General features: G+C 64.9%; 27 protein-coding genes. 26 read left to right on the top strand and 1 reads right to left on the bottom strand.

Annotation, left to right across the window (positions count from 1 at the left end):
- Positions 1–127 precede the first annotated feature (127 nt).
- Positions 128–1,867, top strand: coding sequence for a pyruvate dehydrogenase (locus ACP8JZ_RS05610; RefSeq protein WP_484482211.1), 1,740 nt, complete (start codon positions 128–130; stop codon positions 1,865–1,867).
- A 206-nt stretch (positions 1,868–2,073) separates the two neighbouring features.
- Here ACP8JZ_RS05610 and ACP8JZ_RS05605 read toward each other — a convergent pair whose 3' ends face one another.
- On the bottom strand, positions 2,074–2,649 hold the full coding sequence (locus ACP8JZ_RS05605) for a GNAT family N-acetyltransferase (RefSeq protein WP_306517172.1): 576 nt from the start codon (positions 2,647–2,649) through the stop codon (positions 2,074–2,076).
- A gap of 226 nt (positions 2,650–2,875) precedes the next feature.
- Here ACP8JZ_RS05605 and ACP8JZ_RS05600 point away from each other — a divergent pair, with 226 nt between their 5' ends.
- The 25 genes from ACP8JZ_RS05600 to ACP8JZ_RS05480 all read left to right on the top strand — a co-directional run bounded on the left by ACP8JZ_RS05600 (position 2,876) and on the right by ACP8JZ_RS05480 (position 25,269).
- Entirely contained in the window at positions 2,876–4,567 is a 1,692-nt protein-coding gene (locus tag ACP8JZ_RS05600; protein WP_484482210.1) for a ribonuclease J, read from the top strand.
- A gap of 230 nt (positions 4,568–4,797) precedes the next feature.
- Positions 4,798–4,983 (top strand): 50S ribosomal protein L28, encoded by a 186-nt coding sequence (gene rpmB, locus ACP8JZ_RS05595; protein WP_277101666.1) that lies wholly within the window; start codon positions 4,798–4,800, stop codon positions 4,981–4,983.
- Positions 4,984–5,199: 216 nt separating this feature from the next.
- Positions 5,200–7,551, top strand: a complete 2,352-nt coding sequence (locus ACP8JZ_RS05590) for an ATP-dependent DNA helicase RecG (protein ID WP_484482209.1) — start codon at positions 5,200–5,202, stop codon at positions 7,549–7,551.
- A 560-nt stretch (positions 7,552–8,111) separates the two neighbouring features.
- Positions 8,112–8,723: an RsmD family RNA methyltransferase gene (locus tag ACP8JZ_RS05585; RefSeq protein WP_442752459.1), complete on the top strand. Its 612-nt coding sequence runs from the start codon at positions 8,112–8,114 to the stop codon at positions 8,721–8,723.
- Between the two features lie 74 nt (positions 8,724–8,797).
- Positions 8,798–9,304, top strand: a complete 507-nt coding sequence (gene coaD, locus ACP8JZ_RS05580; RefSeq protein WP_021104683.1) for a pantetheine-phosphate adenylyltransferase — start codon at positions 8,798–8,800, stop codon at positions 9,302–9,304.
- Positions 9,305–9,426: 122 nt separating this feature from the next.
- Entirely contained in the window at positions 9,427–9,975 is a 549-nt protein-coding gene (locus tag ACP8JZ_RS05575) for a YceD family protein (protein ID WP_023034045.1), read from the top strand.
- Between the two features lie 42 nt (positions 9,976–10,017).
- The gene (rpmF, locus tag ACP8JZ_RS05570) at positions 10,018–10,209 is read left to right on the top strand and encodes a 50S ribosomal protein L32 (protein ID WP_021104685.1); all 192 of its coding nucleotides are present in this window, start codon (positions 10,018–10,020) and stop codon (positions 10,207–10,209) included.
- Entirely contained in the window at positions 10,209–10,943 is a 735-nt protein-coding gene (gene rnc / locus ACP8JZ_RS05565) for a ribonuclease III (RefSeq protein WP_277101663.1), read from the top strand. The genes rpmF and rnc overlap by 1 nt, the downstream gene beginning before the upstream one ends.
- A complete protein-coding gene (gene mutM / locus ACP8JZ_RS05560; protein ID WP_306517176.1) occupies positions 10,927–11,865 on the top strand; it encodes a bifunctional DNA-formamidopyrimidine glycosylase/DNA-(apurinic or apyrimidinic site) lyase in 939 nt (312 codons plus the stop codon). The genes rnc and mutM overlap by 17 nt, the downstream gene beginning before the upstream one ends.
- A 128-nt stretch (positions 11,866–11,993) precedes the next feature.
- Entirely contained in the window at positions 11,994–12,185 is a 192-nt protein-coding gene (locus ACP8JZ_RS05555; protein WP_306517177.1) for a hypothetical protein, read from the top strand.
- The gene (locus ACP8JZ_RS05550; RefSeq protein WP_306517204.1) at positions 12,185–12,841 is read left to right on the top strand and encodes a GtrA family protein; all 657 of its coding nucleotides are present in this window, start codon (positions 12,185–12,187) and stop codon (positions 12,839–12,841) included. The genes ACP8JZ_RS05555 and ACP8JZ_RS05550 overlap by 1 nt, the downstream gene beginning before the upstream one ends.
- A gap of 137 nt (positions 12,842–12,978) precedes the next feature.
- Positions 12,979–14,172, top strand: coding sequence for a signal recognition particle-docking protein FtsY (ftsY, locus tag ACP8JZ_RS05545; protein WP_306517178.1), 1,194 nt, complete (start codon positions 12,979–12,981; stop codon positions 14,170–14,172).
- 98 nt (positions 14,173–14,270) lie between these two features.
- On the top strand, positions 14,271–15,410 hold the full coding sequence (locus tag ACP8JZ_RS05540; RefSeq protein ID WP_306517179.1) for an alpha/beta hydrolase: 1,140 nt from the start codon (positions 14,271–14,273) through the stop codon (positions 15,408–15,410).
- A gap of 104 nt (positions 15,411–15,514) precedes the next feature.
- Complete coding sequence (gene ffh, locus ACP8JZ_RS05535; protein WP_306517180.1) at positions 15,515–17,101, top strand: signal recognition particle protein; 1,587 nt, start codon at positions 15,515–15,517, stop codon at positions 17,099–17,101.
- A gap of 25 nt (positions 17,102–17,126) precedes the next feature.
- Complete coding sequence (locus ACP8JZ_RS05530; RefSeq protein WP_371415872.1) at positions 17,127–18,296, top strand: amidohydrolase family protein; 1,170 nt, start codon at positions 17,127–17,129, stop codon at positions 18,294–18,296.
- A gap of 269 nt (positions 18,297–18,565) precedes the next feature.
- Positions 18,566–18,985 carry a 30S ribosomal protein S16 gene (rpsP, locus tag ACP8JZ_RS05525; RefSeq protein WP_306517182.1) on the top strand — a complete coding sequence of 140 codons (420 nt, stop codon included), beginning with the start codon at positions 18,566–18,568 and terminating at the stop codon, positions 18,983–18,985.
- Between the two features lie 2 nt (positions 18,986–18,987).
- Positions 18,988–19,242 (top strand): RNA-binding protein, encoded by a 255-nt coding sequence (locus ACP8JZ_RS05520; protein WP_021104696.1) that lies wholly within the window; start codon positions 18,988–18,990, stop codon positions 19,240–19,242.
- A 106-nt stretch (positions 19,243–19,348) separates the two neighbouring features.
- Positions 19,349–19,873: a ribosome maturation factor RimM gene (gene rimM / locus ACP8JZ_RS05515; protein ID WP_306517183.1), complete on the top strand. Its 525-nt coding sequence runs from the start codon at positions 19,349–19,351 to the stop codon at positions 19,871–19,873.
- Positions 19,870–20,574: a tRNA (guanosine(37)-N1)-methyltransferase TrmD gene (gene trmD / locus ACP8JZ_RS05510; protein WP_306517184.1), complete on the top strand. Its 705-nt coding sequence runs from the start codon at positions 19,870–19,872 to the stop codon at positions 20,572–20,574. Before rimM ends, trmD begins: the two co-directional genes overlap by 4 nt.
- Before the next feature lie 242 nt (positions 20,575–20,816).
- Positions 20,817–21,170, top strand: coding sequence for a 50S ribosomal protein L19 (rplS, locus tag ACP8JZ_RS05505; protein WP_021104699.1), 354 nt, complete (start codon positions 20,817–20,819; stop codon positions 21,168–21,170).
- Positions 21,171–21,437: 267 nt separating this feature from the next.
- Positions 21,438–22,154 (top strand): signal peptidase I, encoded by a 717-nt coding sequence (lepB, locus tag ACP8JZ_RS05500; RefSeq protein ID WP_484482807.1) that lies wholly within the window; start codon positions 21,438–21,440, stop codon positions 22,152–22,154.
- A 10-nt stretch (positions 22,155–22,164) separates the two neighbouring features.
- Positions 22,165–22,857 carry a ribonuclease HII gene (locus tag ACP8JZ_RS05495; protein WP_306517185.1) on the top strand — a complete coding sequence of 231 codons (693 nt, stop codon included), beginning with the start codon at positions 22,165–22,167 and terminating at the stop codon, positions 22,855–22,857.
- Positions 22,854–23,162 carry a DUF2469 domain-containing protein gene (locus ACP8JZ_RS05490; protein WP_021104702.1) on the top strand — a complete coding sequence of 103 codons (309 nt, stop codon included), beginning with the start codon at positions 22,854–22,856 and terminating at the stop codon, positions 23,160–23,162. The genes ACP8JZ_RS05495 and ACP8JZ_RS05490 overlap by 4 nt, the downstream gene beginning before the upstream one ends.
- A gap of 149 nt (positions 23,163–23,311) precedes the next feature.
- Positions 23,312–23,737, top strand: coding sequence for a YraN family protein (locus ACP8JZ_RS05485; protein WP_306517187.1), 426 nt, complete (start codon positions 23,312–23,314; stop codon positions 23,735–23,737).
- Complete coding sequence (locus ACP8JZ_RS05480; protein ID WP_484482208.1) at positions 23,734–25,269, top strand: YifB family Mg chelatase-like AAA ATPase; 1,536 nt, start codon at positions 23,734–23,736, stop codon at positions 25,267–25,269. The genes ACP8JZ_RS05485 and ACP8JZ_RS05480 overlap by 4 nt, the downstream gene beginning before the upstream one ends.

Genomic DNA, 25,269 nt, shown 5'->3' with positions numbered 1-25,269 from the left:
GAACGCAATACTTGACGTGGCGCGACTTGGCGGGGCGCGAAAGGTGAGAAACTTCACCAAACGTGTCGTAGAATGACCGTGGGTCGTGCTGGCCATCTCATCGCCGCTGCTACACCGGAGGACTTACATGAACGTTGCCGAACAACTCGTCAACCAGCTGCTGGATGCGGGAGTGCGCCGTATCTACGGCATCGTCGGGGACTCGCTCAATCCCGTCGTCGACGCCGTACGCAAGACCGGTGGATCCGCCAAGGGCGGTATCGACTGGGTGCACGTGCGTCACGAGGAGGCGGCCGCCTTCGCCGCTGCCGCCGAGGCCCAGCTCACTGGCGAGCTTGCCGTGTGCGCGGGTTCCTGTGGCCCGGGCAACCTTCACCTCATCAATGGTCTGTACGACGCCCAGCGCTCCCAGGCCCCGGTGCTGGCCATCGCCTCGCACATCCCCAGCGTCCAGATTGGCGCGAACTACTTCCAGGAGACCCACCCGGATCGCCTCTTCCTGGAGTGCTCGAACTACTGCGAGCTCATCTCTACCGCCGACCAGGCACCGCGTGTCGTCAACAGCGCCATCCGGCACGCCATGGCCAACAAGTCCGTCTCGGTGGTCACCCTGCCCGGTGACATCACCGATCAGAAGGCCACCGCACCGACCCCGCTCTACGTGCCGTTCCGTCGTCCGGTGCTCGCTCCCAACTCCGAGGACGTCGAGCAGCTGACCAAGCTCCTCAACGACGCCAGGAAGATTGCCATCTTCGCCGGCGCCGGTGTCGAGGGTGCCCACGACGAGGTCCTGGCCCTGGCGGACAAGCTCAAGGCCCCGATCGGTCACTCGCTGCGTGGCAAGGACTTCATCCAGTACGACAACCCGTTCGACGTGGGCATGACCGGTCTGCTCGGCTACGGTGCCGCCGCCGAGGGCATGAACGATGCCGACGTGCTCATCCTGCTGGGCACCGACTTCCCGTACAACCAGTTCCTGCCCGACACCCTCACCGTCCAGGTGGAGAACAACCCGGAGAAGCTCGGACGTCGCACCGACGTCTCCTTCCCGGTCTGCTCCGACGTCAAGGCCCTCATCGAGGCCATCCTGCCCCGACTCAAGGAGCATGACGACAAGTTCCTCAAGCAGACGGTCAAGCGCCACGCCAAGATCATGAAGGCCCCGATCGGCTCCTACACGCGCAACGTCGAGAAGATGAAGCCGATCCACCCCGAGTACGTCGCCCACATCCTCAACGAGGTGGCCGACAAGGATGCGATCTTCACCGCCGACACCGGTATGTGCAATGTGTGGACCGCTCGATACATCGATCCGCTGGGTACCCGCCGTCTCATCGGCTCGTTCCTGCACGGGTCGATGGCCAATGCCTTGCCGATGGCCCTGGGCGCCCAGGCCTCGCACCCGGGTCGTCAGGTGATCTCGGTCTCCGGCGATGGCGGGCTGTCCATGCTGCTCGGCGAGCTCGTCACCGCTCGTATGCTCAACCTGCCGGTCAAGGTGATCGTCTTCAACAACTCGACCCTCGGCATGGTCAAGCTGGAGATGCTCGTCAACGGCCTGCCAGACTTCGGCACCGACGTCCACGACGTCAACTACGCCGGAATCGCGGAGGCCGCCGGATTCCACTCCCAGCGAGTCGATGATCCCAAGCAGGTGCGTCAGGCCCTCACCGACGCCCTCGAGTTCGACGGACCGGCGCTGGTGGAGGTGCTCACCGACCCCAATGCCCTGTCGCTGCCCCCGGAGATCAAGGGTGAGCAGATGATCGGGTTCGCCACCGCCATGAGCAAGATCGTCCTCAATCGTGGTGCCGGCGAGGCCGTGTCGATGGCCACCTCGAACATGCGTAACATCCCGCGGTTCTGATCTGCCTGCAGTCCTGTCTGCTGTGCGAGGGGCGTCCCGTCATGGGATGCCCCTCGTGTCATGTCAGGCACGGTCACATGGGGAACACAGAGACTACTGTGTGGCGGCGCGGCCCTGATGCCCCGCGGTCCGGAATCCCCGCGCCGTGAGAGGTCTGCAGCGAGCAGGTCCGAGCTGGCAGCAGTGCGTTCCGCCGGTGGCGATTCTCAGTCCGTACCGATCCCGGTGTGCAGCCGGACTTCCTTGATGCGTATCCGATCATCCTCGGTGCCGGTCTCGCGGTGCGCGCCGTCGGCACCCCAGCCAGCTTCGGTGAGGAATCGGCGGGTGGCGTCGTCGCCAGCGCGTACCCACCACGTCGCCCGGGTGAAGCGGTCGGCTCGCAGGGTGTCGACGACGGCGTTGAGCAGCCTGGACCCATGCCCCTGACCACGGTGCCGGGGGTCGACGGCGAACTCTGCGACCAGCGCGTCGGTGTGCTCGGCGTCGGCATCCTCACTTGGACCGATTGCCGCGAAACCGCGCACCACTGCCGCGCCGTCCTCGTCGGGTTCCACGGCCACCAACACCCGGAAATCGGCCATCGGTGGGCGCATGATCGCCTCCGACCACGCGGTCGCGGCGTCGGTGCCGCTCACCTCGTTCGTCAGGACGGCCAGGTCGGGGTCCTCGGTCCAGGCGCGCTGCTGGATCTCGGCGATCGCCGTCGCCTCGGTGGGCAGGGCCAGTCGCACCGAGGCGGTGTGTGCCGGGTTGGCAGGGCAGGTGTGGGAGTCAGCCATGTCACCAGCCTACGAGGTCTTCTGACGCATGGGGGCTTGGCCAGGGCGATGATGCGAATGGACGGTCCAGGCCGCTTCGCCGGCGGGGTTGCCCCTGCGGTGGGGACGGATGAGGTGACGCAGGAGAGTTCCGAGGGTTCGGGGATTTCCGAGAGTTCTGGGCAACAGGTGGGCCGCACGGCTTGTACTGCCCGCCCAGCCGAGTCGTTGCCGCTATGCTGATTTCGTGCAGTTTCAAGGACTCAAGACCCCGCCCGCCCTCAAGCCCAATGTGCTACGCATCATCCCGCTGGGAGGGTTGGGCGACGTCGGCCGCAACATGTCCTGCTACGAGATCAACGGGGAACTGCTGCTCATCGACTGCGGCGTCCTGTTCCCCGAGGACGACCATCCCGGCGTCGATCTGCTCCTGCCGCACCTGGACTACCTCGACGACGACAAGCTGTCGCGAGTCAAGGCCTTGCTGCTGACCCACGGCCACGAGGACCACATCGGTGCGGTGCCGTTCCTGCTCAAGCGTCGTCCGGACATCCCGGTCTACGGATCCAAACTCACCCTTGCCCTGGTGGAGGCCAAGCTCAAGGAGCACCGCATCCGCAACTACGACCTGCGCGTGGTGCGTGAGGGCGACACCGCCGAGATCGGCGAGGAGTTCGACGTCGAGTTCGTCGCCGTCAACCACTCCATCCCCGACGCGCTGGCCGTCTACGTCAAGACCGACGCCGGGTCGATCCTCAACACCGGTGACTTCAAGATGGACCAGCTGCCCATCGACGGGCGGATCACCGACCTGCGGGCCTTCGCCAAGCTCGGTGAGGAGGGGGTCGACGTCTTCATGGTCGACTCCACCAACGCCGAAGTGCCCGGATTCGTGCGTTCCGAGCGCGACCTCGCCCCGGCCATCGAGCAGACCTTCGACCAGGCCACCCAGAAGCTCATCGTCGCCACCTTCGCCTCGCACGTCCACCGCGTCCAGCAGGCGGTCGACGCCGCCGTGCGGCACGGGCGCAAGATCTGCTACGTCGGACGTTCCATGGTGCGCAACATGGCGATCGCCCGCGATCTGGGCTACCTCAAGGTGCCCGACGACTCGCTCATCGAGTTGCGCGACCTCGACAAGTACCCCGACGACAAGGTCGCCATCATCTGCACCGGCTCCCAGGGTGAGCCGCTGTCGGCCCTGGCTCGCATCGCCCACGGTGAGCACCGGGACATCTCGGTGGGGGAGGGCGACGTCGTGCTCATGGCGAGCTCGCTCATCCCCGGCAACGAGAACGCCGTCACCCGCGTCATCAACGGCCTCATGAGCTGCGGTGCCACCGTGGTGCACAAGGGCAATGCGCTGGTTCACGTCTCCGGGCACGCCGCCCAGGGTGAGCTGCTCTACGCCTACAATGTCGTGCGACCGCGTGCCGTCATGCCGATCCACGGCGAGTACCGGCACCTCATGGCGAACTCCCGTATCGCGGTGTCCACCGGTGTGCAGCCCGAGGACGCCATCGTCGTCACCGATGGCGGCGTCGTCGACCTGGACGACGGCCGGGCCAGCGTCGTTGGCAAGGTGGATGCCTCCTACATCCTCGTCGAGGGAACCGGGGTGAGCGAGCTCACCCCCGACGCCCTCGCCGATCGCAAGATCCTCGGTGAGGAAGGGTTCATCTCGGTGTCGGCCGCCATCAACCCCAAGAGCGCGAGCATCGTGTCGGGGCCGGACATCAAGGCCAAGGGATTCGCCGAGGACGATCGTGGCTACGACGAGATCCGCGACCGACTCGTGAGCGAGCTGGAGTCGGCGATGCGCGGCGGCATGAGCGACCAGCACAAGCTCCAGCAGGTCGCCCGACGCACCATCGGACGCTGGGTGGCGCAGACCTACCGACGTCGTCCCATGATCGTGCCGGCCATCATCGTCGTGTGAGGGTGATTCCGGCTCTGGGGCGTGCGGGCGCTCCCAGAGGGTGCGCGTGACGATGGACATCGTCCAGTCGCTGCCGGAGCTGCCCATCTCATAGGATTTGGGTTCTGGTCGCTCGACCGTATAAGCTTGTCCAGTTCCCAAGGGAGCCCCTTGAGTTTCCCAGGAACCCTCGAACCCATCGATTGTGTGGGCGTCCGCGTGGCGCCGACCCCGAACAAGGAGATCTCCCAGTGGCTGCTGTCTGTGACGTCTGCGGCAAGCGCCCCGGTTTCGGACACAACGTCCCCTGGTCGAAGAAGAAGACCAACCGGCGGTGGAACCCGAACATCCAGCGCGTGCGCGTTGTGGTTGAAGGCACTCACAAGCGGATGAACGTCTGCACCTCGTGCCTCAAGTCCGGCTCTGTCGGACGCTGACCTTTTCCGGTACCGATCAAACACTGGTCGGTACCTCAGTCGATGAGCCCGTCCCTGTGGACGGGCTCTCGTCGTGTTTGCGGTGCCATAGCCGCGTGGCCAGGTGAGCCGGGCGCGGGTCAGGTGGGCCCCAGGGGCCGATTCGTCCAAGCGCCCCGTTTCTGCACTCGATGACCCGCACCCCAGCTCCCCACCTGTCCCGACAGTCCCGGGAGTATGGCTGCCCCACAGCCAGGCCGCCCCAGCCGTGTGCCGCTCAAATCATTGTCCGGTAACCTCGAAGCCGTGGCTGATGTCTCGTGGTTGACCCGTACCCAGAAGGAACTGCACCGGCCCCTGCGCTCGGTGCTGGGCAACCGAGCCGCCAAGGCCTTCGACGCCCTGGGCGTGCACGACGTCGGCGACCTGCTCGGCCACCTGCCACGCCGATACCTCACCGGCACCCAGAACACCGACCTCTCCGACCTCGTCGTGGGCACCGAGGTGGCGCTCATCGCCGACGTCTCCCGGGTCGAGATCCACGACATCGCCGGCGGGGCCGGATCCAGTGCCCGGCAACGCCTGGAGGTCACCCTCACCGACGGCAGGGCCACCCTGCCCGTGACGTTCTTCGGCCGTAAATGGCTGGTGGCCTACTGGAGCAAGCAGTTCACCGTCTCCAGCCACGGCATCTTCGTGGGCAAGGTGACCTCGTTTCGTGACAAACCCCAGCTCACCCACCCCGATTTCGTCATGTTCGACGAGACCGGTCAGGTGGTGGGGCGCGCCGACAAGAAGACCATGGCCAGCCAGGTGATGCGCAACGGACTGGTGGGTCTGTACCCCGCCAGCTCCAAACTGCCCACCTGGACCATCGCCGAGACCATCGACCTCGTGCTCACCGAGATCGGCCAGCTGGACGACACCCTGCCCGACTGGCTCGTCGCGGAGGCCGATCTGGCACCGCTCGCGCAGGCCTACGAATGGGTGCATCGTCCCGCGGCGGTCTCCGATGCCGCCAAGGGCGCCGAACGTCTGCTGTGGGAGGAGGCCGTCGCCACCCAGGTGACGATGGCACACCGTCGCCAGGTGGCGGCAACCCGCAGGGCACCAGCCTGCCCGCATCGTGACGACGGCATCGCTGCTGCCTTCGACGCCCGGCTGCCATTCACCCTCACCGAGGGCCAGGAACAGATCGGTGAGACCATCAGTGCCGATCTGGCCGCCGAGGCCCCCATGCAGCGGCTCCTGCAGGGCGAGGTCGGCTCCGGCAAGACCCTCGTGGCGCTGCGTGCCATGCTGCAGGTGGTCGATGCCGGACACCAAGCGGTGTTGCTCGCCCCCACCGAGGTGCTGGCCCGACAGCACTGGCAGACGATCACGTCCATGCTCGGTGACCTGGGCGGTGGACAGGTGCTCGGTGCGCCGGAGAACGCGACCGACGTCGTGCTGCTCACCGGATCGATGCGCACGGCCAGTGCTCGGCAGGCCCGTGCCCGGATCGCCGACGGGCAGGCCGGAATCGTCATCGGCACCCATGCACTGCTCTCCGGCACGGTGCAGTTCGCCGACATCGGCTTGGTGGTCGTCGACGAGCAGCACCGGTTCGGCGTGGCCCAGCGCGGTCTGCTCACTGCACGCGACGACGCCCGCCCCCACGAGTTGGTGCTCACCGCCACCCCGATTCCACGTACCGTCGCCATGACGGTCTTCGGAGATCTCGAGGTCTCCACCCTTGCGCAGCTGCCCAGCGGGCGAGCCGAGGTGCAGACCACCGTCGTCGACCTGCCAACCCATCAGACGTGGCTGGACCGGGCCTGGCAGCGGGTGCGCGAGGAGGTGGATGCCGGCCATCAGGTCTTCATCGTGTGCCCACGCATCGGCGCCGACGATGCCGAGATGGGGGCCGATACGCAGGTGGGGATCGGTCCGGGGATGTCGCGGGGGCCCGGGGGCAGGGCTGGCTCCGGGAACCTCGGGGGAGTCAAACCGGCTGCCTCGGTGGAGGAGCTCGGCCCCCGTCTGGCTCGCGGCCCACTCAACGGGTTGCGCATCGAGGCGCTGCATTCCCGGCTCGACGCCGAGGAGAAGGAGGCGATCATGGCACGGTTCACCGAAGGCGAGTCGCAGGTGCTGATCGCCACCACCGTCATCGAGGTGGGGGTGGACGTGCCCAACGCCACGATGATGGTCATCATGGATGCCGACCGGTTCGGCGTCTCCCAGCTGCACCAGCTGCGCGGGCGCATCGGGCGGGGCCAGTACCCCGGGCTGTGCCTGCTGGTGACCTCGGCCGCCCCGGACACCCCGGCACGCACCCGGCTGGACGCGGTGGCCAGCACCCGGGACGGATTCCGGCTCGCCGAACTCGACCTGGCCCAACGACACGAGGGCAATGTGCTGGGAGCCGATCAGTCCGGGCGTTCGGTGCTGAGCATGCTGCGGGTGCTCGATCATGCCGACGTCATCACTGCGGCCAAGGACCTGGCCACCCGCTGGGTGAGTCAGGATCCCGATGATCCACGTCTGGCAGACATGGTGCGCTCGACCGAGGAAATGGCCACCGGCGACCTCATGGAACAGGGCTAGTCAGGAAGGACTGGTCAGGAAGACAGCCAGCCCGACACTTGCAGGTGACGGCATCTCGGGCAGCATGGGATTTCCGCAGAAGGCACGGTTCTGCAGTACGAACACGCCTGCGCAGCATGCACTCCAACCGCGCCCGTCGCTCCAACCGGCCGCCTCGAGGACGACGCAATGGTGCGCAGGATCTCCTCAAGTGGGGTCCCAGGGCGGTACGAGAGCCGATGGAGGGGCCCTCCAGGGCGAAGTCAATGGGGAACACCTTTGTTTGACCATCCATGCTGGTGACCAGCCGCCCCACCTGCACGGTGCCCATGCGCTCCCTGTGCCCGATGCAACACCGCTCGCGACAGGTATGAGAGGGCAACGCGTGTGGTAATCCTGTTTCAGACCGTGGCATCTGCATCTGCCCGTGGCAGCAGGGGCCATTGGTGACACGATGTCCATGGAGCCGTGTGCAGTCGCGGCACGTGCCGGGCGCTGGCAGCTCGTCGAACCTTCCCAGGCGGGGTCGATATGCTGGAACCGTGAGCAGAATCATCGCTGGCCGTCACGGAGGACGCCGCATCAAGACGCCGCCCACCCAGCTGACCCGTCCGACCACCGACCGCGTGCGGGAGGCCGTGTTCTCCGCCATCGCCTCGTGGAACGGCACCGCCGACGAGCCGGTGAGCGATGCCCTGGCAGGGATCGCCTTCGCAGACCTCTTCGCCGGCTCGGGGGCGATGGGGCTGGAGGCTGCCAGCCGAGGGGCCGGGCCAGTGGTGTGCGTGGAGAAAACGCCCGCGACGAGCGCCATCATCGGTGCCAATGCCAAGGCGTTGTCTGCCACGGTGCAGGTGGTCACCGCCGACGTCTCTGCCTGGATCTCCCGGTCTGTCGGTGCCGCTGGAAATGACGGCACCGGGCATGGCGAACCGGGACGCGACAACCCGGGGCACGACGACACCGGGCGCTACGACGTGATGTGGTTCGACCCTCCCTACGACCTGTCCAGTACCAAGATGGACGAGCTCATCGCCCGAGCCACCGGCCTGCTCGTCGACTCCGGGCTCCTCGTCGTCGAACGCTCCGCTCGCACCGCAGCACCGACCTTTCCCGAGGGAATGGAGCACTGGTCGTCGTCCTACGGACAGACCGTCGTCCACTACGCCCAACGGGCTGATCCCAGTCAATGAGTTCTTCGGCAGCCCGCCCACCGGCCTGCAACCACGTCAACCCACCGCACCAACTCACACCAGGAGGAACGCCCATGAAGGCCGTCTTTTCCGGGTCCTTCGACCCGATCACCCGGGGCCATGTCGACATCGTCACCCGAGCCAGGAACCTTGTCGACGAGGTCATCGTGGGGGTGGCCGTCAACACCGCCAAGAACGGGATCTTCTCCATGGATGAGCGGGTCTCCCTCGTCCGGGACGCCGTCAAGGACATACCGCAGGTCTCGGTGCATCTCGTCGATGGGCTGCTCGTGGACTTCTGCCGCGCACATGGTGCCGACGTCATCGTCCGTGGCCTGCGATTCGGCGGCGACTTCGACTACGAGCTGCAGATGGCCCACCTCAACAAGGAGATGAGCGGCATAGAGACGATCCTGCTCCCGGCCGGACGAGAATTCGGCACGATCAGCTCGTCGATGATTCGTTCAGCAGCTTCTTACGGGGGAGACGTCAGCGCATTCGTCACTCCGACGGTCACCGAGGCCCTGCGCCGGAAGTTCGGTTCTGGCGTGTTGGGGGGCGAGCCCGGTCGTGACGAGTGACGTGACCCACGGCGACATATGGCCCGGTGCGTCCGAGGGGATTTGTCTGAGACGTCAGAGAGAGTAAACTGATGCGCCGGTCATGACCTCGTCGTGTTCCACTGGTCGAAGGGAATCTTGCGATGAACACCAACCATCGCCGTCCTGACGGTGACAATGCCCTGCTGATGGATGTCAGCGGACTGCGCCGTCAAGCTGGTCAGATGATTGCGGTGCATCGTCCGTTCCCCGCTCCAGCGGAGCTCGGTGTGGACATGATTCGTGTTCCCGAGGGCTCGTCGATCGACGTCGATCTCCGTATGGAGTCGGTGGTCGAGGGGATCCTCGTGACGGGAACTGCATCGACCACGCTGGTGGGGGAGTGCTCACGCTGCCTGGACCGGATCGAGGATCCTCGGACCTTCGACCTTCAGGAGCTGTACTTCTACCCCGATCGCGAGGCCGAGGAGGACTCCTTGTGGGTGCAGGACGATGACACCATCGATCTCGACCCAGTGCTTCGGGAGGCCATCGTGTTGAACCTGCCGCTCAACCCGTTGTGCGACCCGGACTGCTTGGGGCTGTGCCCGGAGTGTGGAGCCCACCTCAACGATGATCCCGATCACGACCACGGGGACCAGATCGATCCCCGATGGGCCGAACTGGCGAAGTTCGACCCCACGGAGTCCTGAGCCCGAAAACGCCGTCAAGACACATACCCCAAGGAGAAGATCGTGGCTGTCCCGAAGCGGAAGATGTCCCGTTCCAACACCCGGCACCGTCGTTCGCAGTGGAAGGCTGTCGCCCCGACCCTCGTCATGTGCGCCAACCCCGCCTGCCGTGCCAAGCACCTGCCGCACACCGCTTGCCCGGAGTGTGGCCAGTACGGTTCCCGCAGCAACATGCGTCAGGTGACCCAGGCCTGATGACCAGGCCAGCAGCTGGACCGGGGGCCCGCACCCCCGACGACAGCTGGGCATTCTTGGCGTTGCTCAAGGAGTTGGAGGTCGAGATCGACCCCCAACTCCTTGATCTCGCCCTCACACACCGCTCCTACGCCTTCGAACATGGCGGACTGCCCACCAACGAGCGACTGGAATTCCTCGGCGACGCCGTCCTGGAAATTGGGACGACCGACTACCTCTATCGAGCCTTCCCCGAGCTGAGCGAGGGCCATCTGGCCAAGTTGCGCGCAGCCGTCGTCAGCACGGTGTCGCTGGGACAGGTGGCACGATGTCTCGGCATCGGCCCGTACGTCAAGCTTGGCAAGGGTGAGGAGCTCACCGGCGGGCACGACAAGACGTCGATCCTGGCCGACACCACCGAGGCGCTCCTGGGCGCCGTGGAGCTGTCCGCGGGGTTGCCAAGTGCCCTGCGGCTCGTCCACCACCTCTTCGATCCGCTCATCGACGAGGCCCAACGCACCGGTGCCGGTACGGACTGGAAGACCGTCTTGCAGGAACTGTGCGCCGCCCATGACTGGGAGGGTCCGCAGTACCACGTCGTCGGATCGGGGCCGGATCACGACCGACGCTACGAGGCCCACGCCGTCGTCGCCGATGTGGCACACACCGGTTTCACCGGCCACAACAAGAAGGAGGCCGAGCAGGGAGCTGCTCGCCTGGCCGTCACCGAGTTGACGAGTGCCGGAACTTCCTGAGGTCGAGACGGTTCGACTCGGGCTCCGGGAACACGTTCTGGGCCGCCGAATCCGTTGCGTTGAAGTCAGCCATCCCCGCCTGGTGCGACGCCAGGTCGGGGGTGCTGCTGCATTCGTCCGCGGATGCCAGAATCGCACCATTGTCGAAGTGCGCCGCCGCGGCAAGTACCTGTGGTTCGCCCTGGATGACGACGCCGCACTGGTGGCACACCTGGGGATGAGCGGGCAGTTCCGCGTCGACGCCGGGCCCCACGCCGTCCGCACCGAACCTCTGCAGGCTGGCAGTGGGCACCAGTCGGCTGGTTCTGGGCGGCAACCGACTGACGCTGGACACCGTCACACCCGCGCCACCTTCCTCCTGGATGAAACGGCTCGCAGTGATGCCCGTTCCGGTGGGGCAGGGATCCTCAGGTTCGTCGACCAACGCACCTTCGGGGCCATGTGGGTGAGCCCAGGTGATGCTGCGCTGCCCACCGAGATCGCACACATCGGGCGGGACCTCTTCGACCCAGAGATCGACCTCGACGCTGCCGCCCAGCGAATGCGTCGGCGACGCAGTACCGTGAAACGCGCCATGCTCGACCAGAGTCTCGTCTCCGGGATCGGCAACATCTATGCCGATGAGTCCCTGTGGCGTGCCCGGCTGCATCCGCTGACCCCCACCAATGCCATGAGCCAGCGGCAGGCCGTCGAGCTGTGGCAGGTTGCTCGCGGGGTGATGGTCGAGGCCCTGGAGCAGGGTGGTACCTCGTTCGACAAGCTCTACGTCAACGTCAATGGCAGCTCGGGATACTTCGGGCGCTCCCTCGACGTCTACGGACGAGAAGGTGAGCCCTGCCACCGCTGTGGAACGCCCATCGTTCGCGAGTCGTTCATGAACCGGTCCAGCCACCTGTGTCCGGGGTGCCAACGGCTGCGCTGACGGCACATGCCGCGCTTCGGTGCATGTCCATCATTGTCGTATGAACAAGGACACGCCCATCGAGGAGCAGATCCAGGCATGGGTCGCTGAAGCCGAGGCTGGCTGTGACGTTGCGGCACTCAAGCGACGTGGTCGAGGTCATCCAGGGCGTGGAGCCGAGCCTGTGGACGTGGTCACGGTTCCTCTGCCTGCAGACGAGCTTGCTGCTCTGGATCGAACCGCTCGAGGATGACGACTGGCCGCATCGCGAGCTTCGCCTTGGGCTCGACACGAGCGTGATGTGCCTTATCCTGCCCATCGCCGTAGGATTACGGCCGTGATGTCCACCCACAAGCAGCGAGATTGGGCGAAGATCCTGCGCGAACTCATCAAGTTCGGGATCGTCGGAGGATCCGGGTTCGTCGTCAACGTCCTGGTCGCGATCGTCCTCAACAAAATGCACGGCGGCACCGCACATGCCCAGGACGTGCTGTTCAACCTGTTCGGGACGAGGTGGAACTTCCGGTTCACCTCGCTGGTGTGGATCGTGGCCTTCCTGGTGGCGAACGTCTTCAACTTCCAGCTCAACCGCTCCTGGACGTTCAAACGGGATGTGCGTCGCGGCTGGTGGGCCGAGTTCGGCCCGTTCTTCCTCGTCGGTTCGGTGGCCGCCGTCGCCGGTCTGTTCATCAAGGTGGCGTTGACGAATCCCACCTCACCCGTCTACCTCCCCGAGGGTTTCTTCCACGAATCTGCCGGTCTGCACTCCCGGGAGTACTGGTCGCAGATCATCACGATCGTCGTCACGATGCCCATCAACTTCGTCGTCAACAAACTGTGGACCTTCCGGGCCGTCAAGAGTCATGAGGGACAGACGCTGGCCTACATCGAGGCCGATGGCACGGCTGCGGGGCACCCCACCGAGGCTGCTGAATCGGCTGGCGATCCGACGGCAACCACCAGCGGTTCCACGACTGCCGCTGAATACTCCCGGTGAGATGGAGACACATTTCACGTCGGCTCGCTGATGGCTGTTCCCACGTCCGTGCCTGCGGTGCCATGGATCATCTGAATCCACGGCAGACCCCAGCGTCACTCGAAGGACGTCTTGCCCCGACCCGATAGGATGACGTCGTGAATTCTGCTGTTGTCATCGGAACCATCCTTGTCATTCTTGTCATCCTCGGGGTGATCGCCCTGGGGGTCGCGATCGTCAATCGCAAACAGGTCAAGAGTGGGCAGCGTCCACAGATCGGTGAGGGCGAGCCCACCTCCACCGATGAAGCTGCACATGCAGGTGCAGCGGACCAGGCTGAAGGCGCACCTGCCCAGGAACCGACCGGTGCCCCGGCTGCCGAGGAACCGGCCGACCGTGCCGAGGCCCAGCCCACCGTGGAGACGCCGGAGGCCTCCGCCTCACGTCTGGCACGGCTGCGTCGCCGTCTGGCCAACAGCAACAATGCCCTGGCTCGCGGTCTCGCCGAGCTGCTCAGCTCCGACCACATCGACGAGGACACCTGGGACGACTTCGAGACCACCCTCATCACCTCCGACCTCGGCGTCGGGCCGAGTACCGAACTCGTGGAGAAGCTGCGCTCCGAACTCGCCATCGACGGTGTCGCCGATCCGCAGCGCGCCCGCACGGTGCTGCACGACGAACTCGTCACACTCGTCAACCCGGACATGGACCGTGAGCTGAAGCTGGACCACGAGGAGGGCAAGCCGGCAGTCATCCTCATGGTCGGAGTCAATGGCACGGGCAAGACGACCACCTGCGGAAAGATTGCCCGCATGCTCGTCGCCGACGGCAAATCGGTCGTCCTCGGTGCCGCCGACACCTTCCGCGCAGCTGCCGGTGAGCAGCTGGAGACCTGGGGGGAGCGCGTCGGGGTGCGCACCGTGCGCAAGGACGCCGGGGCTGACCCCGCCTCGGTGGCCTACGAAGCAGTCCAGACCGGTATCGACGACGGCGCGGACGTCGTCATCGTCGACACCGCTGGTCGACTGCACAACAAGGCCGGGCTCATGGACGAGCTGGGCAAGGTCAAGCGCGTCATCGAGAAGCTCGCCAGCGTGTCCGAGGTGCTCCTCGTCCTTGACGCCACCACTGGCCAGAACGGCCTCACCCAGGCCCGCGTCTTCGCCGAGGTCGTCGACGTCACCGGTGTCGTCCTGTCCAAGCTGGACGGTTCGGCCAAGGGAGGCATCGTCGTGCAGGTGCAGCAGGAGCTCGGCGTGCCCGTCAAGCTCATCGGGCTGGGTGAGGGGCCCGACGACCTCGCACCCTTCGAAGCCGCGGGCTTCGTCGATGGACTCATGGGGCAGTGAGATGGGCACGCTGTACGGTGTGTGCCCCATGTCGATGTGAACCGGTGCCGACATAAGCCTGTGCCGATGTAAGCAGCGTCGATATAGGATCGCCCAACGTGATCGACATACTCAGCCCGGGCCTTGAGCTCACCGTGGCCATTCTCGCAGTTGCCACGCCACTGATCATTGGCATTGTCGTGGCCCTGCGTAGCTGGGGTCGATCGGTTCCACGACGGATCGGACGAGGTGCGGCTGCTCTCATCGTCGTCCTTCTGTGTCAGGCACTCGGGCTTGTCGCCGTATTCCTGCACGTCAACAACACCTATGCGTTCTACACGAGCTGGGACGAGTTGTTCGGGAGGACTTCCACCGTCTCGACTCACGACCTCGTCAAGATGACGAGTCCATCGGCCAGTGTCGTTCCGGTGTCACCACACAATCCAAATCCGGGTGGTCTCCTCACCGGCGTCGACGTGGCGGGGACAGACCCTGCGTACTCGCATGTGCCGGTCTGGTTGCCGCCACAGTACTTCGAGAAGTCCGAGGCACACACCCAGTTCCCGGTCCTCTACTGGATCGGAGGCGTCAATGACACCGGTGGCCACGCTCTGCAATCGATCCCGCTCATCGACCCGGCACTCTCGTTGGTCAAGAGCGGTGAGGTCACCCCATTCATCGTCGTCGTCCTGCCGGGCAAGATTCGTTCTGGGCAGGATACCGAATGCATGGACATTGCGGGGACCAACCATCAGACATGGGTCATGAAGACGGTCCGGGAACAGGTGGAGAGACACTATCGCGTCGGAAGCACACGGGAATCGCGATTCGTGGCTGGATGGAGTACTGGCGGCTACTGCGCTGCCAACCTCACCTCCAAGTACCCGCTCGACTTCAATGCGGGTTTCGCCTTGGCAGGGTACTATCATCCGACTTTCGAGGGGCCAGCACTTTCCAAGGTGACGCCTCAGTTGATTGCTGACAACTCGCCCTTGGCGAGGGTCAAGGAAGGGAATGTGGACTCCAGGGTGCGTTTCCTCTCGGTCATGTCAAAACGCGATCGGTCAACATGGGGCGACGTGGACAATCCGCTGATGTTGAACGGTCAGGTGTGGTCCGACGGACAGGATTTCTGGAATCATGCCCACGCACTCAAGCAGTATGAGTTCATCGTCCTCGACCAAGGAGGGCATGGTACTGGGACCTATGTTCCGTACCTTCGCCAATGTCTGAGATGGCTTGGCCAGTTCGGCCTGTGAGGCCTGTGCCGTGGTTCCCCGCCTCTCATGACAAGGTGAGGCGGTAGCCTAGGAGGAGCGCTCCCTGCGCACCTCGTCTTGTGACCCTTACCGAAGGACTATCCGTGTTCGACACTCTGCAGGACCGTCTCGCAACCACGTTCAAGGGGCTGCGTGGAAAAGGTCGTCTCACTGACGCTGACATCGATGCCACGACTCGGCAGATCCGTATCGCGCTGCTCGAGGCCGACGTCAACCTCAGTGTTGTCAAGGAATTCGTCGCAGCCGTCAAGGAACGCTGTCGTGGTGAGGAGCTGTCCAAGGCGCTCAACCCCACCCAGCAGATCATCAAGATCGTCAACGAGGAACTCGTCGACATCCTGGGCGGCGAGACGCGTACTGTCCGGTTCGCGAAGAATCCGCCAACGGTCATCATGCTTGCTGGTCTGCAGGGTGCCGGCAAGACGACCCTGGCCGGCAAGCTCGCCGCATGGTTCAAGGCGGAGGGGCACTCCCCGATGCTTGCCGCCTGCGACCTCCAGCGTCCCAATGCCGTCACCCAGTTGCAGGTGGTCGGGGAGCGGGCCGGGGTGCAGGTCTTCGCCCCCGAACCCGGCAATGGCGTCGGCAACCCGATCCAGGTGGCCCAGGACGCCATCGCCGAGGCACAGCGCAAGCTCTACGACGTCGTCATCATCGACACCGCTGGTCGTCTGGGCGTTGACGAGGAACTCATGGCCCAGGCTGCCGACATCAAGGCAGTGACCCACCCCGACGAGACGCTCTTCGTCGTCGACGCCATGATCGGACAGGATGCCGTCAACACCGCCGTGGCCTTCCAGCAGGGAGTCGGCTTCGACGGGGTCGTCCTCACCAAACTCGACGGTGACGCCCGCGGCGGCGCGGCGCTGTCCATCGCCCGGGTCGTCGGCAAGCCGATCATGTTCGCCTCCTCCGGTGAGGGACTCAAGGACTTCGACGTCTTCCACCCCGACCGGATGGCCTCGCGCATCCTCGACATGGGCGACATGCTCACCCTCATCGAACAGGCGGAGAAGGCCTTCGACGCCAAGCAGTCCGAGGAAGCTGCCGCCAAGATCATGGCAGGCAAGGGGGAGTTCGGGCTGGACGACTTCCTCGGCATGATGCGTCAGATGCGACGCATGGGGCCCATGTCCAAGATCATGGGCATGCTGCCGGGCATGGGCCAGATGAAGGACCAGATCGAGTCGATCGACGAACGCGACATCGACCGCATCGAGGCGATCATCCTCAGTATGACTCCGGCCGAGCGAGCCGACGTGGGCATTCTCAACGGATCGCGGCGAGCCCGTATCGCCAAGGGTTCCGGAGTCGAGGTGAAGGACGTCAACAGCCTCGTCAATAGGTTCGTCGACGCTCGCAAGATGATGGGTCAGATGACTCAGATGATGGGCCCTGGGGCCGGACGCGTCATGGGATCGGTCGCCAAGCGCGGCAAGAAGTCCAAGAAGAAGAACCGCAAGGGGTCCGGGAACCCGGCCAAGCGTGCCGCCCAGGAACGTGCCGCCGCCCAGGGACGTGCCAACAAGAAGCAGAAGCCCCAGGGCAGTGCCTTCGGTCTGGGCGACTCCAAGCCTTCTCAGGCCGATCTGCAGCAGGCCATGTCCGAGTTCCAGATGCCCTCGGGCATGGAGAAGATGCTCAAGCAGGCCAACAAGGGTCGGCGATGAGCAGGCCATGATGGCTGAGCAGAGGATGCCCGAGCAGGTGCTGCCGCATTTCCACGGTCACGACCATCCCCACCCGCGCCTTCCCGCCGGTCAACGGCTCGCCCCGGCGCAGGACCTGCACATCCACGGCGTCGTGCTTCCGGCTGGAGAGGTTCGCGATCTCTGGATCCATGATGGTCGGTGCGTCGAGGGACCATTGCCGCATGCCCGGACCCTGGCGTCCGAGTGCTGGGTGATCCCTGGCCTCGTCGACGCCCACAACCACATCGGTCTGGACGGCCACGGAGCCGTCGACCGGGAGACTGCCGAGGAGCAGGCCCGGGTGGAGTCACGGGTGGGTACCCTGCTCATCCGCGACGCCGGGTCTCCCAGCGACACGCACTGGATCGACGCCCGCGACGACCTGCCTCGGATGATTCGAGCGGGACGTCACATCGCCCGACCCAAGCGCTACATCCGCAACTATGCCGCCGAGGTCGATCCGGACGATCTCGTCGCCGAGGTGGAGCGACAGGCCGTGGCCGGGGACGGTTGGGTGAAGCTCGTCGGTGACTGGATCGACAGGTCGATCGGTGATCTTGCACCACTGTGGCCAACCGACGTCGCACGTGCCGCCATCACCCGAGCCCATGGGCTCGGTGCCAAAGTGACGGCACACTGTTTCAGCGAGGAGGCTCCCGCCCAGCTCGTCGCCGCCGGAATCGACTGCATCGAGCATGGCACCGGTCTCACCGACGAGACGATCGAGCTCATGGCGAGCCGGCAGGTGGCCCTGGTGCCGACGCTCGTCAACATCCAGACCTTCCCGAGCATCGCTGCCCGGGCCGAGTCCAAGTACCCGGTGTACGCCGCGCACATGCGTTCGCTGCACCAACGCCATGTGGACACGGTGGGCAAGGCCGTTGATGCCGGAGTTCCGGTCTACGCTGGCACCGACGCCGGGGGCACGATCGCCCATGGCCAGATTCCCACCGAGATCCGCCTGTTGTCGCAGCTGCGAGATCCCCTCTTCGGCCTGGGGGCAGCGTCCTGGCGGGCTCGCAGCTGGCTCACGGGCGACCGGGCGGCTGCCGGGTTGGGCGTTGGGGCCGCAGCCGATCTGCTCGTCCTCGACGCCGATCCACGTCGCGACGTCAGGGCCATCGCCCATCCCACGTTCGTCGTCCTGCGTGGTCGGGTGCTCCGCGACAGGTGATGAGCATGTCAGAGGTTCGGTAGGAGCCACAGTGCGAGTGCGGCAAGGCTTGCAGTGTGTGACTGTACTGTGGCAGGACTGGCTGGTGGCTCGGTTGGCCTCCGACCCCCGAATGTGGCAGAATATCGAGAGCTTCTGCCCGGCCGGTGCCCTCTCAATGCCGTTCGGGTGGTCCATTCTCGGAGCTGACTGGTGACCCCACATCATGATGGTCCGACCCCGTACGTCCCGGGACCTCCCGGGTGAGATCAACAGGAGATTCCACACACGTGGCTACCAAGATTCGTCTGAAGCGTTTCGGCAAGATTCGTACCCCGCACTACCGCGTCGTCGTCATGGACTCGCGTACCAAGCGCGACGGCCGCGCGATCGAGGAGATCGGCCAGTACCACCCCAAGAGCGATCCTTCGGAGATCACTGTCGACTCCGAGCGCGTCCAGTACTGGCTCGGCGTGGGTGCCCAGCCCACCGAGGCCGTCATCGCCCTGCTCAAGCGCACCGGTGACTGGCAGAAGTTCACCGGCGACACCACCGCCGCCGGAATCGACCCACAGCCGACCCGTCAGGACAAGGACGAACTCTTCGCCGCTGCCCTGGCCGAGGAGGATGACGCTCCTCGGGAGGCCATCACCAAGAAGGCGGATGAGACCAAGGCCGACGAGGCCGAGTCCTCCTCCGACGAGGCCTGATCATGCTCGCTGACGCACTGGAGCACCTGGTCAGCGGCATCGTCGCCAATCCCGACGATGTCCGCGTGCGCGACAAGGACCTGCGCCGGGGCCGGATGCTCGAGGTTCGCGTGAACCCCTCCGACATCGGCAAGGTCATCGGTCGTCAGGGCCGTACCGCATCTGCACTGCGCACGGTGATCTCGGCGCTGTCCGGCGGTGAGCAGGTCCGCGTCGATTTCGTCGACGTCGACCGGCGCGGCGCACGTCGCCGCTGAGAGCAGAAGCATTGATGTGACCGTGGTCCCGAGGGGCCGCGGTCATTGCTCTGTGTGAGGCCAGTTGCACATCGGTACACCCGAGCGCAGGTAGGAAAGAGTCATCATGGATCACGAGGAAGTCCTCATCGGCACGGTAGGCCGAGCCAATGGGCTCAAGGGAGACGTCGTCGTCAGGGTTCGCACCGACGAGCCAGAGATGCGTTTCGCGGTCGGTGCACATGTGCGCACCGCCGACCGTGATCTCACGATCGTCCGATCCCGATGGTCCAAGGGGTCACTTGTCGTCGGGTTCGCCGAGGTGACCGATCGCACGGCGGCAGAACGGTTGCGTGGCGCCGAGCTGTTCGTCGACGTCGATCTCGACGAGTCACCCGACGACCCGGACGAGTACTACGACCGTCAACTCCGGGGTCTGTGCGCCCTCGACCCGGCCGGCGGCCGACTTGGGCAGGTCACCGACGTGCTCCACCTACCGGCCCAGGATCTCCTCGTCATCGAGGTGGATGGTGGGGAACGCCTCGTGCCATTCGTCGGCGAACTCGTCCCCGAGGTGGATCTCGACCAGGGCACACTCACGATTGCCGAGCCCGGTGGTCTGCTGGACGATCAGGCTGAGGAGGCGCGATGAGACTGGACTACCTGACGATCTTTCCGGAGTTCTTCGACGTGCTGGGCATCTCCCTGCTCGGCAAGGCCGTCGACAACGGGATTGTCGACATCCATGCCCACGATCTGCGCACCTGGACCCATGACCGGCATCGTACGGTGGACGACACCCCCTGTGGCGGTGGGGCGGGCATGGTCATGAAACCCGATCCGTGGGGGGAGGCATTCGACGACCTGCTCGGAGCCGACCCAGACCCCAGCGTGCACGTCGTCGTCCCCACTCCCTCGGGCACGCCGTTTCGTCAGGATGACGCTGCGCAGCTGTCCCATGTCGATCGCATCGTCTTCTGCTGTGGACGCTACGAGGGCATCGACCATCGCGTCATCGACTATGCCAGCGAGCACTGGAGTGTTCATGAGCTCAGCCTGGGCGACTACGTCCTCAACGGGGGAGAGGTGGCTGCGCTTGCCATGACCGAGGCAATCGTTCGTTTGGTTCCCGGCGTCATCGGCAATCCGGAGTCGCTGAGTGAGGAGTCCTACTCGCAGGATCAGGAGGGTCTGCTGGAGTACCCGGTGTACACCCGTCCAGTCTCCTGGCGTGGCTGGGACGTCCCCGAGGTGCTCATGAGTGGTCACCACGGCCATATCGCGCAGTGGCGCCGGGAACAGTCGCGAGAACTCACCCGACGTCGACGTCCGGACCTCCTCACCGACGAGTGACACGTCCGCACCCGTGCCGGGGCCGGAAAACCCGTAGACGACTGCCCAGGATCGTGGTCCTGACCGGATGGCTCCGTGGTGTTGCGGAAAACCGACGCCAAAAGTGGACTTCACCATGAAAAGCTGACACAATGTATCGCTGTTGTCCGTCCCGGCTCCTGCCACAGGGGGATCGTTCGGGTTCGGAGAATGTCACTGCCTTCAGACCACCAGGTGACCTGTGGCACCGGCGAGGAAAAATCATGAGCAACGTTCTGGACGAGATTGCGCGCAGCGCCATGCGTGACGACATCCCCGAGTTCCGTGCCGGAGACTCGGTCAAGGTGCACGTCAAGGTCGTCGAGGGCAACCGGTCGCGTATCCAGGTGTTCGCAGGAACCGTCATTGCCCGTGACGGCGGCGGGGTCCAGGAGACCTTCACCGTTCGCAAGTCCAGCTTCGGTACCGGCGTCGAGCGCACCTTCCCGCTGCACTCGCCCATCATCGACAAGATCGAGGTGGACCGCCACGGTGCCGTGCGTCGCGCCAAGCTCTACTACCTGCGTGGCCTGCACGGCAAGGCCGCCAAGATCAAGGAGCGCGGCTCCAACCGTTGAGGCTGAGCCCTCAGACGTTTCCACGATGTGGAGAAAGCGGCAGATCATCGATCATGGTGACCTGCCGCTTTTGTCATGGACCGTGATCCGGTGCCGTCGACGCTTCGGTAGGTTGTGAGGAATCAGCCTTTCTCGTGACGGGCTAAGCTGTTTCCCGTCCCCGATCTGCAGTGGGTCATGGACGATGTCGAGCAGGATGGATCAGTGAGCAGAAAAACACATGGCGAGACCAGTACCTCAACCGGCGGCGTCGGTACTCGATTCCTCATGGGGATTCGGGAAATAGTTCTCATCCTCGTTCTGGCACTGGTCATCTCTGCGGTCATCCGAGCCTTCGTGGGCCAGCTCTTCGTCATCCCCTCGGGCTCCATGGAGCAGACCATCGAACCCGGTGATCGTGTCGCTGCCATCAAACCAGCTGATTTCAAACGGGGCGACATCGTCGTCTTCAAGGATTCTGGTCACTGGCTGGGAGCCAACCCCCCCAAGCGTTCCGCTGCTGGGCAGTTTGGCGAATTCGTCGGTGTTCTGCCCAACACGAGCTCGAACTACCTCATCAAAAGGGTCATCGGGATGCCCGGTGACACCGTGTCCTGCTGCGGTCCCAAGGGGCGAATGAGCGTCAACGGCAAGCCGCTGGACGAGAACTCCTACCTGTATCGCACCAATGGCGTGCCAGTGGAACCCTCGCAGATGAGATTCGAGGTGCGGGTACCCAGGGACCGCATCTTCGTCATGGGTGACCACCGGGACGCTTCGGGAGACTCCCGATGCCATCTCAGTGATCCGGCTCCCGGCGCCTACCGTGGGGCCAGCGCATTCATTCCCATCGATGATGTCGTCGGGCCGGCAAAATTCACCGTCTCCCCCTTGTCCCGCATGACGCACTTCTCCACTCCGGAAACCTTCGACGGGATCGCGGACCGGTCGGCCTCGGCTCCCGACAAGGCCGACATCACCCTGCATGATGCCGGGTGCTCCTGAGTCCTGACCAATGGAAGACTCCTCGAACCGTGACCTTGGGGTGACTCGGGCACCGACTGCTCGCAGCTGGCGAGTCGGTACTGGGGTACGCGGGCACGAGCGTCTGCTCACTCGCGCCGGTCTGGGGCCAGTGGCTGGTTGCGATGAGGCCGGTCGTGGTGCCTGCGCTGGCCCCTTGGTGGCAGCTGCCGTGATCCTTGACGACTCTGCCCAGCGCCGTATTCTTGGACTCGCGGATTCCAAGAGGCTCACCGCCAAGACACGTGATCGGCTCTTCGATGAGATCACTGACCGGGCGAGAGCCGTGTCCTGGGCAGTGGTCACCGCAGCCGAGTGCGATCGACTGGGGATGCAGGAGGCCGACATCCAGGGGCTGAGACGAGCCAGCTATCGTCTTGCAGTTCGGCCTGGTTACGTCATCAGTGACGGTTTTGCCGTCGACGGGTTGGACTGTGGCAATGTCGGCATGTGGAAGGCAGACGCCGTGTGTGCCTGCGTCTGTGCGGCCTCGATCGTCGCCAAGGTGGTGCGCGATCGCATGATGATCGACCTGGATGCGCGTCTTCCCGGGTATGACTTCGCCGTGCACAAGGGGTATGCGACGAAGCTGCACCAGCAGAGACTGGAAGCCCTCGGGCCATGCCCAGAGCATCGATTGACCTACGCCAATGTGCGTCGAGCGGCTAGAGTTCTTACATCATGAGCACCGAGGATCTTGAAGAGTACGAGAACCGGGCGGAGTTGTCGCTCTATCGCGAGTACAAGGACGTCGTCGGTATCTTCACCTATGCCGTGGAGACCGAACGACGTTTCTACCTGTGCAATGCCGTCGATCTGAAGGTACGCACCGAAGGCAGTGACGTCTACTACGAGGTGTCCATGGCCGACGCCTGGGTGTGGGACATGTATCGACCGGCGCGATTCGTCAAGACGGCGAAGGTGCTCACCTTCCGCGACGTGTCCATCGAGGAGATCGCACATTCCGAGCTGGAGGTTCCGGAGGCCTGAGCTCTCCAACTGCCGTGTGACCGCGAGATTACGAGGAATGCCAATTCCTGTGGACAACTCGGCGGGTCACGCGTCCGGGAGAATTGGGGTTGTGGACAACTGCCGGTTGACGGCCTGCCACGCATCAGATGGGTGTGGAGGTGGTCCACATGCCAGTCAGACCAGTCGATCAGGACGTCCCCACGACGACTCGCGGCGCCGCGCTGCGAGCCAGGAGGGGACATCGACATCACATCGCCGCATGGGGTGAGGATGTCGCTGCACGCTACGTGACGTCCCTGGGATGGCGAATGGTCGCCCGAAACTGGGTGACGGACATCGGTGAGGCAGACATCATTGCTCTCGATGACGAGGGCTGGGCGGTGCTCGTGGAAGTGCGCACCCGTACCGGCACCGGTTTCGGCACACCCTTGGAATCCATCACCCCGGCGAAACTTCACAAGCTCACTCAGCTGGCCCTGGTCTGGCGACGTCAGCATCCGGAACACCACCACATTCGAGTCGATGTCATCGGTGTGCTGAGGCGCAACTCGGCCGACCCGCAGATCACTCATGTGCGAGGGGTGGGACAATGACCTTGGCCAGTGCACGGTCAGTCGCCCTCATCGGTGTGGCGGGCACGATGGTGGAGGTGGAGGCCGCCACCGCAAGTGGTCTTCCCCGTACCATTCTGGTGGGGCTGCCCGACACCTCGCTGTACGAAGCTCGTGACCGGTGCCGAGCTGCCGTGGCCTCAGCTGGCCTGTCGTGGCCCGCGCAGGCCCTGACCATCAATCTCACCCCAGCCTGTCTGCCCAAGGCAGGTACCCACTTCGACCTTGCCATCGCGGCAGCAGCCCTGGCAGCAGACGAAGTCATCCCCACGGCCATGCTCTCCTCGACGGTGCTGCTGGGTGAGCTGGGACTGGATGGACGGGTCCGTCCGGTGCGGGGTGTGCTCCCAGCGTTGCTGGCAGCCCGGGAGGCGGGCTTTCACCGCGCCGTCGTCCCGCGTGGACAGGCTGCCGAGGCCAGGCTCGTCGAGGGGATGGCCGTGACATCGGTGGGGCACCTCAGTGAGCTCATCGACGTGTTGCACGGGCGTGCGCCACGTGAGGAGGACGCTGACGAGCCGCTCGCGCAGCCCTCCACCGCAGACCCCTCGAGTGCTGGGCGAGGAGATTTCTCCGAGGTCATCGGACAGCTGGAGGCACGTCATGCCATGGAGGTGGCAGCAGCAGGTCGACATCACATCGTGCTGCGTGGGGCACCGGGGTGTGGCAAGTCCATGTTGGCGGCGCGACTGCCGACGATTCTTCCCCCACTGGATGAGAAGGAGGCACTGGAGGTCACCGCGGTGCACTCCCTCGTGGGAAATGGTGCGGTCCATGAGCTCATGACGACACCCCCGTTGTCCGAGCCACACCACAGCGTGTCGATGGCGGCGATGGTCGGGGGAGGAGCTCGTGTGGCACGTCCCGGAGCGGTGTCGTTGGCCCATCGTGGGGTGCTCTTCCTCGACGAGGCACCGGAGTTTCCACCGCGAGTGCTCGACGCGCTGCGCGGTCCGCTGGAGAACGGGTACGTGACGATCTGTCGCTCCCAGGCCCAGACCACCTATCCGGCACGGTTTCAGCTCGTCATGGCACTCAATCCCTGCCCATGTGGGCTGGCAGACGACCGAGATGGCGGGTGTCGATGCACACCGCAGATGGTGCTCCGATACGCCAGTCGCATTTCCGGGCCGATCCTGGACCGGGTCGACATCCATCAACGTATGCGCCCACTCACCAAGATGCATCTCGTCGGTGCCACGAGTCTGCCGCAGGGCGAGTCGAGCAGGACTGTGGGGGAACGCGTCCAGGAGGCCCGCCACCGTGCTGCCCGACGCTGGGCAGGTACTCCGTGGCGCGTCAACGCAGAAGTTCCCGGCTCACAGCTTCGGAAAAGACTTCCCTCACCGGCGGCCGTCCAGGTCATCGAGGATGCCCTGGCACGCAGACAACTCACCGCACGCGGAGTCGACAAGGTACTGCGCATTGCATGGACCGAGGCCGACCTGGCTGGTTGCGATGACGTGACTGCCACGCACATTCGACAGGCCATGGCACTGCGGCAGGGGAATTGA

The sequence above is a fragment of the Cutibacterium sp. LaCa_286 genome (assembly GCF_057198075.1).
This window is presented reverse-complemented; position numbering and strand designations above follow the sequence as displayed.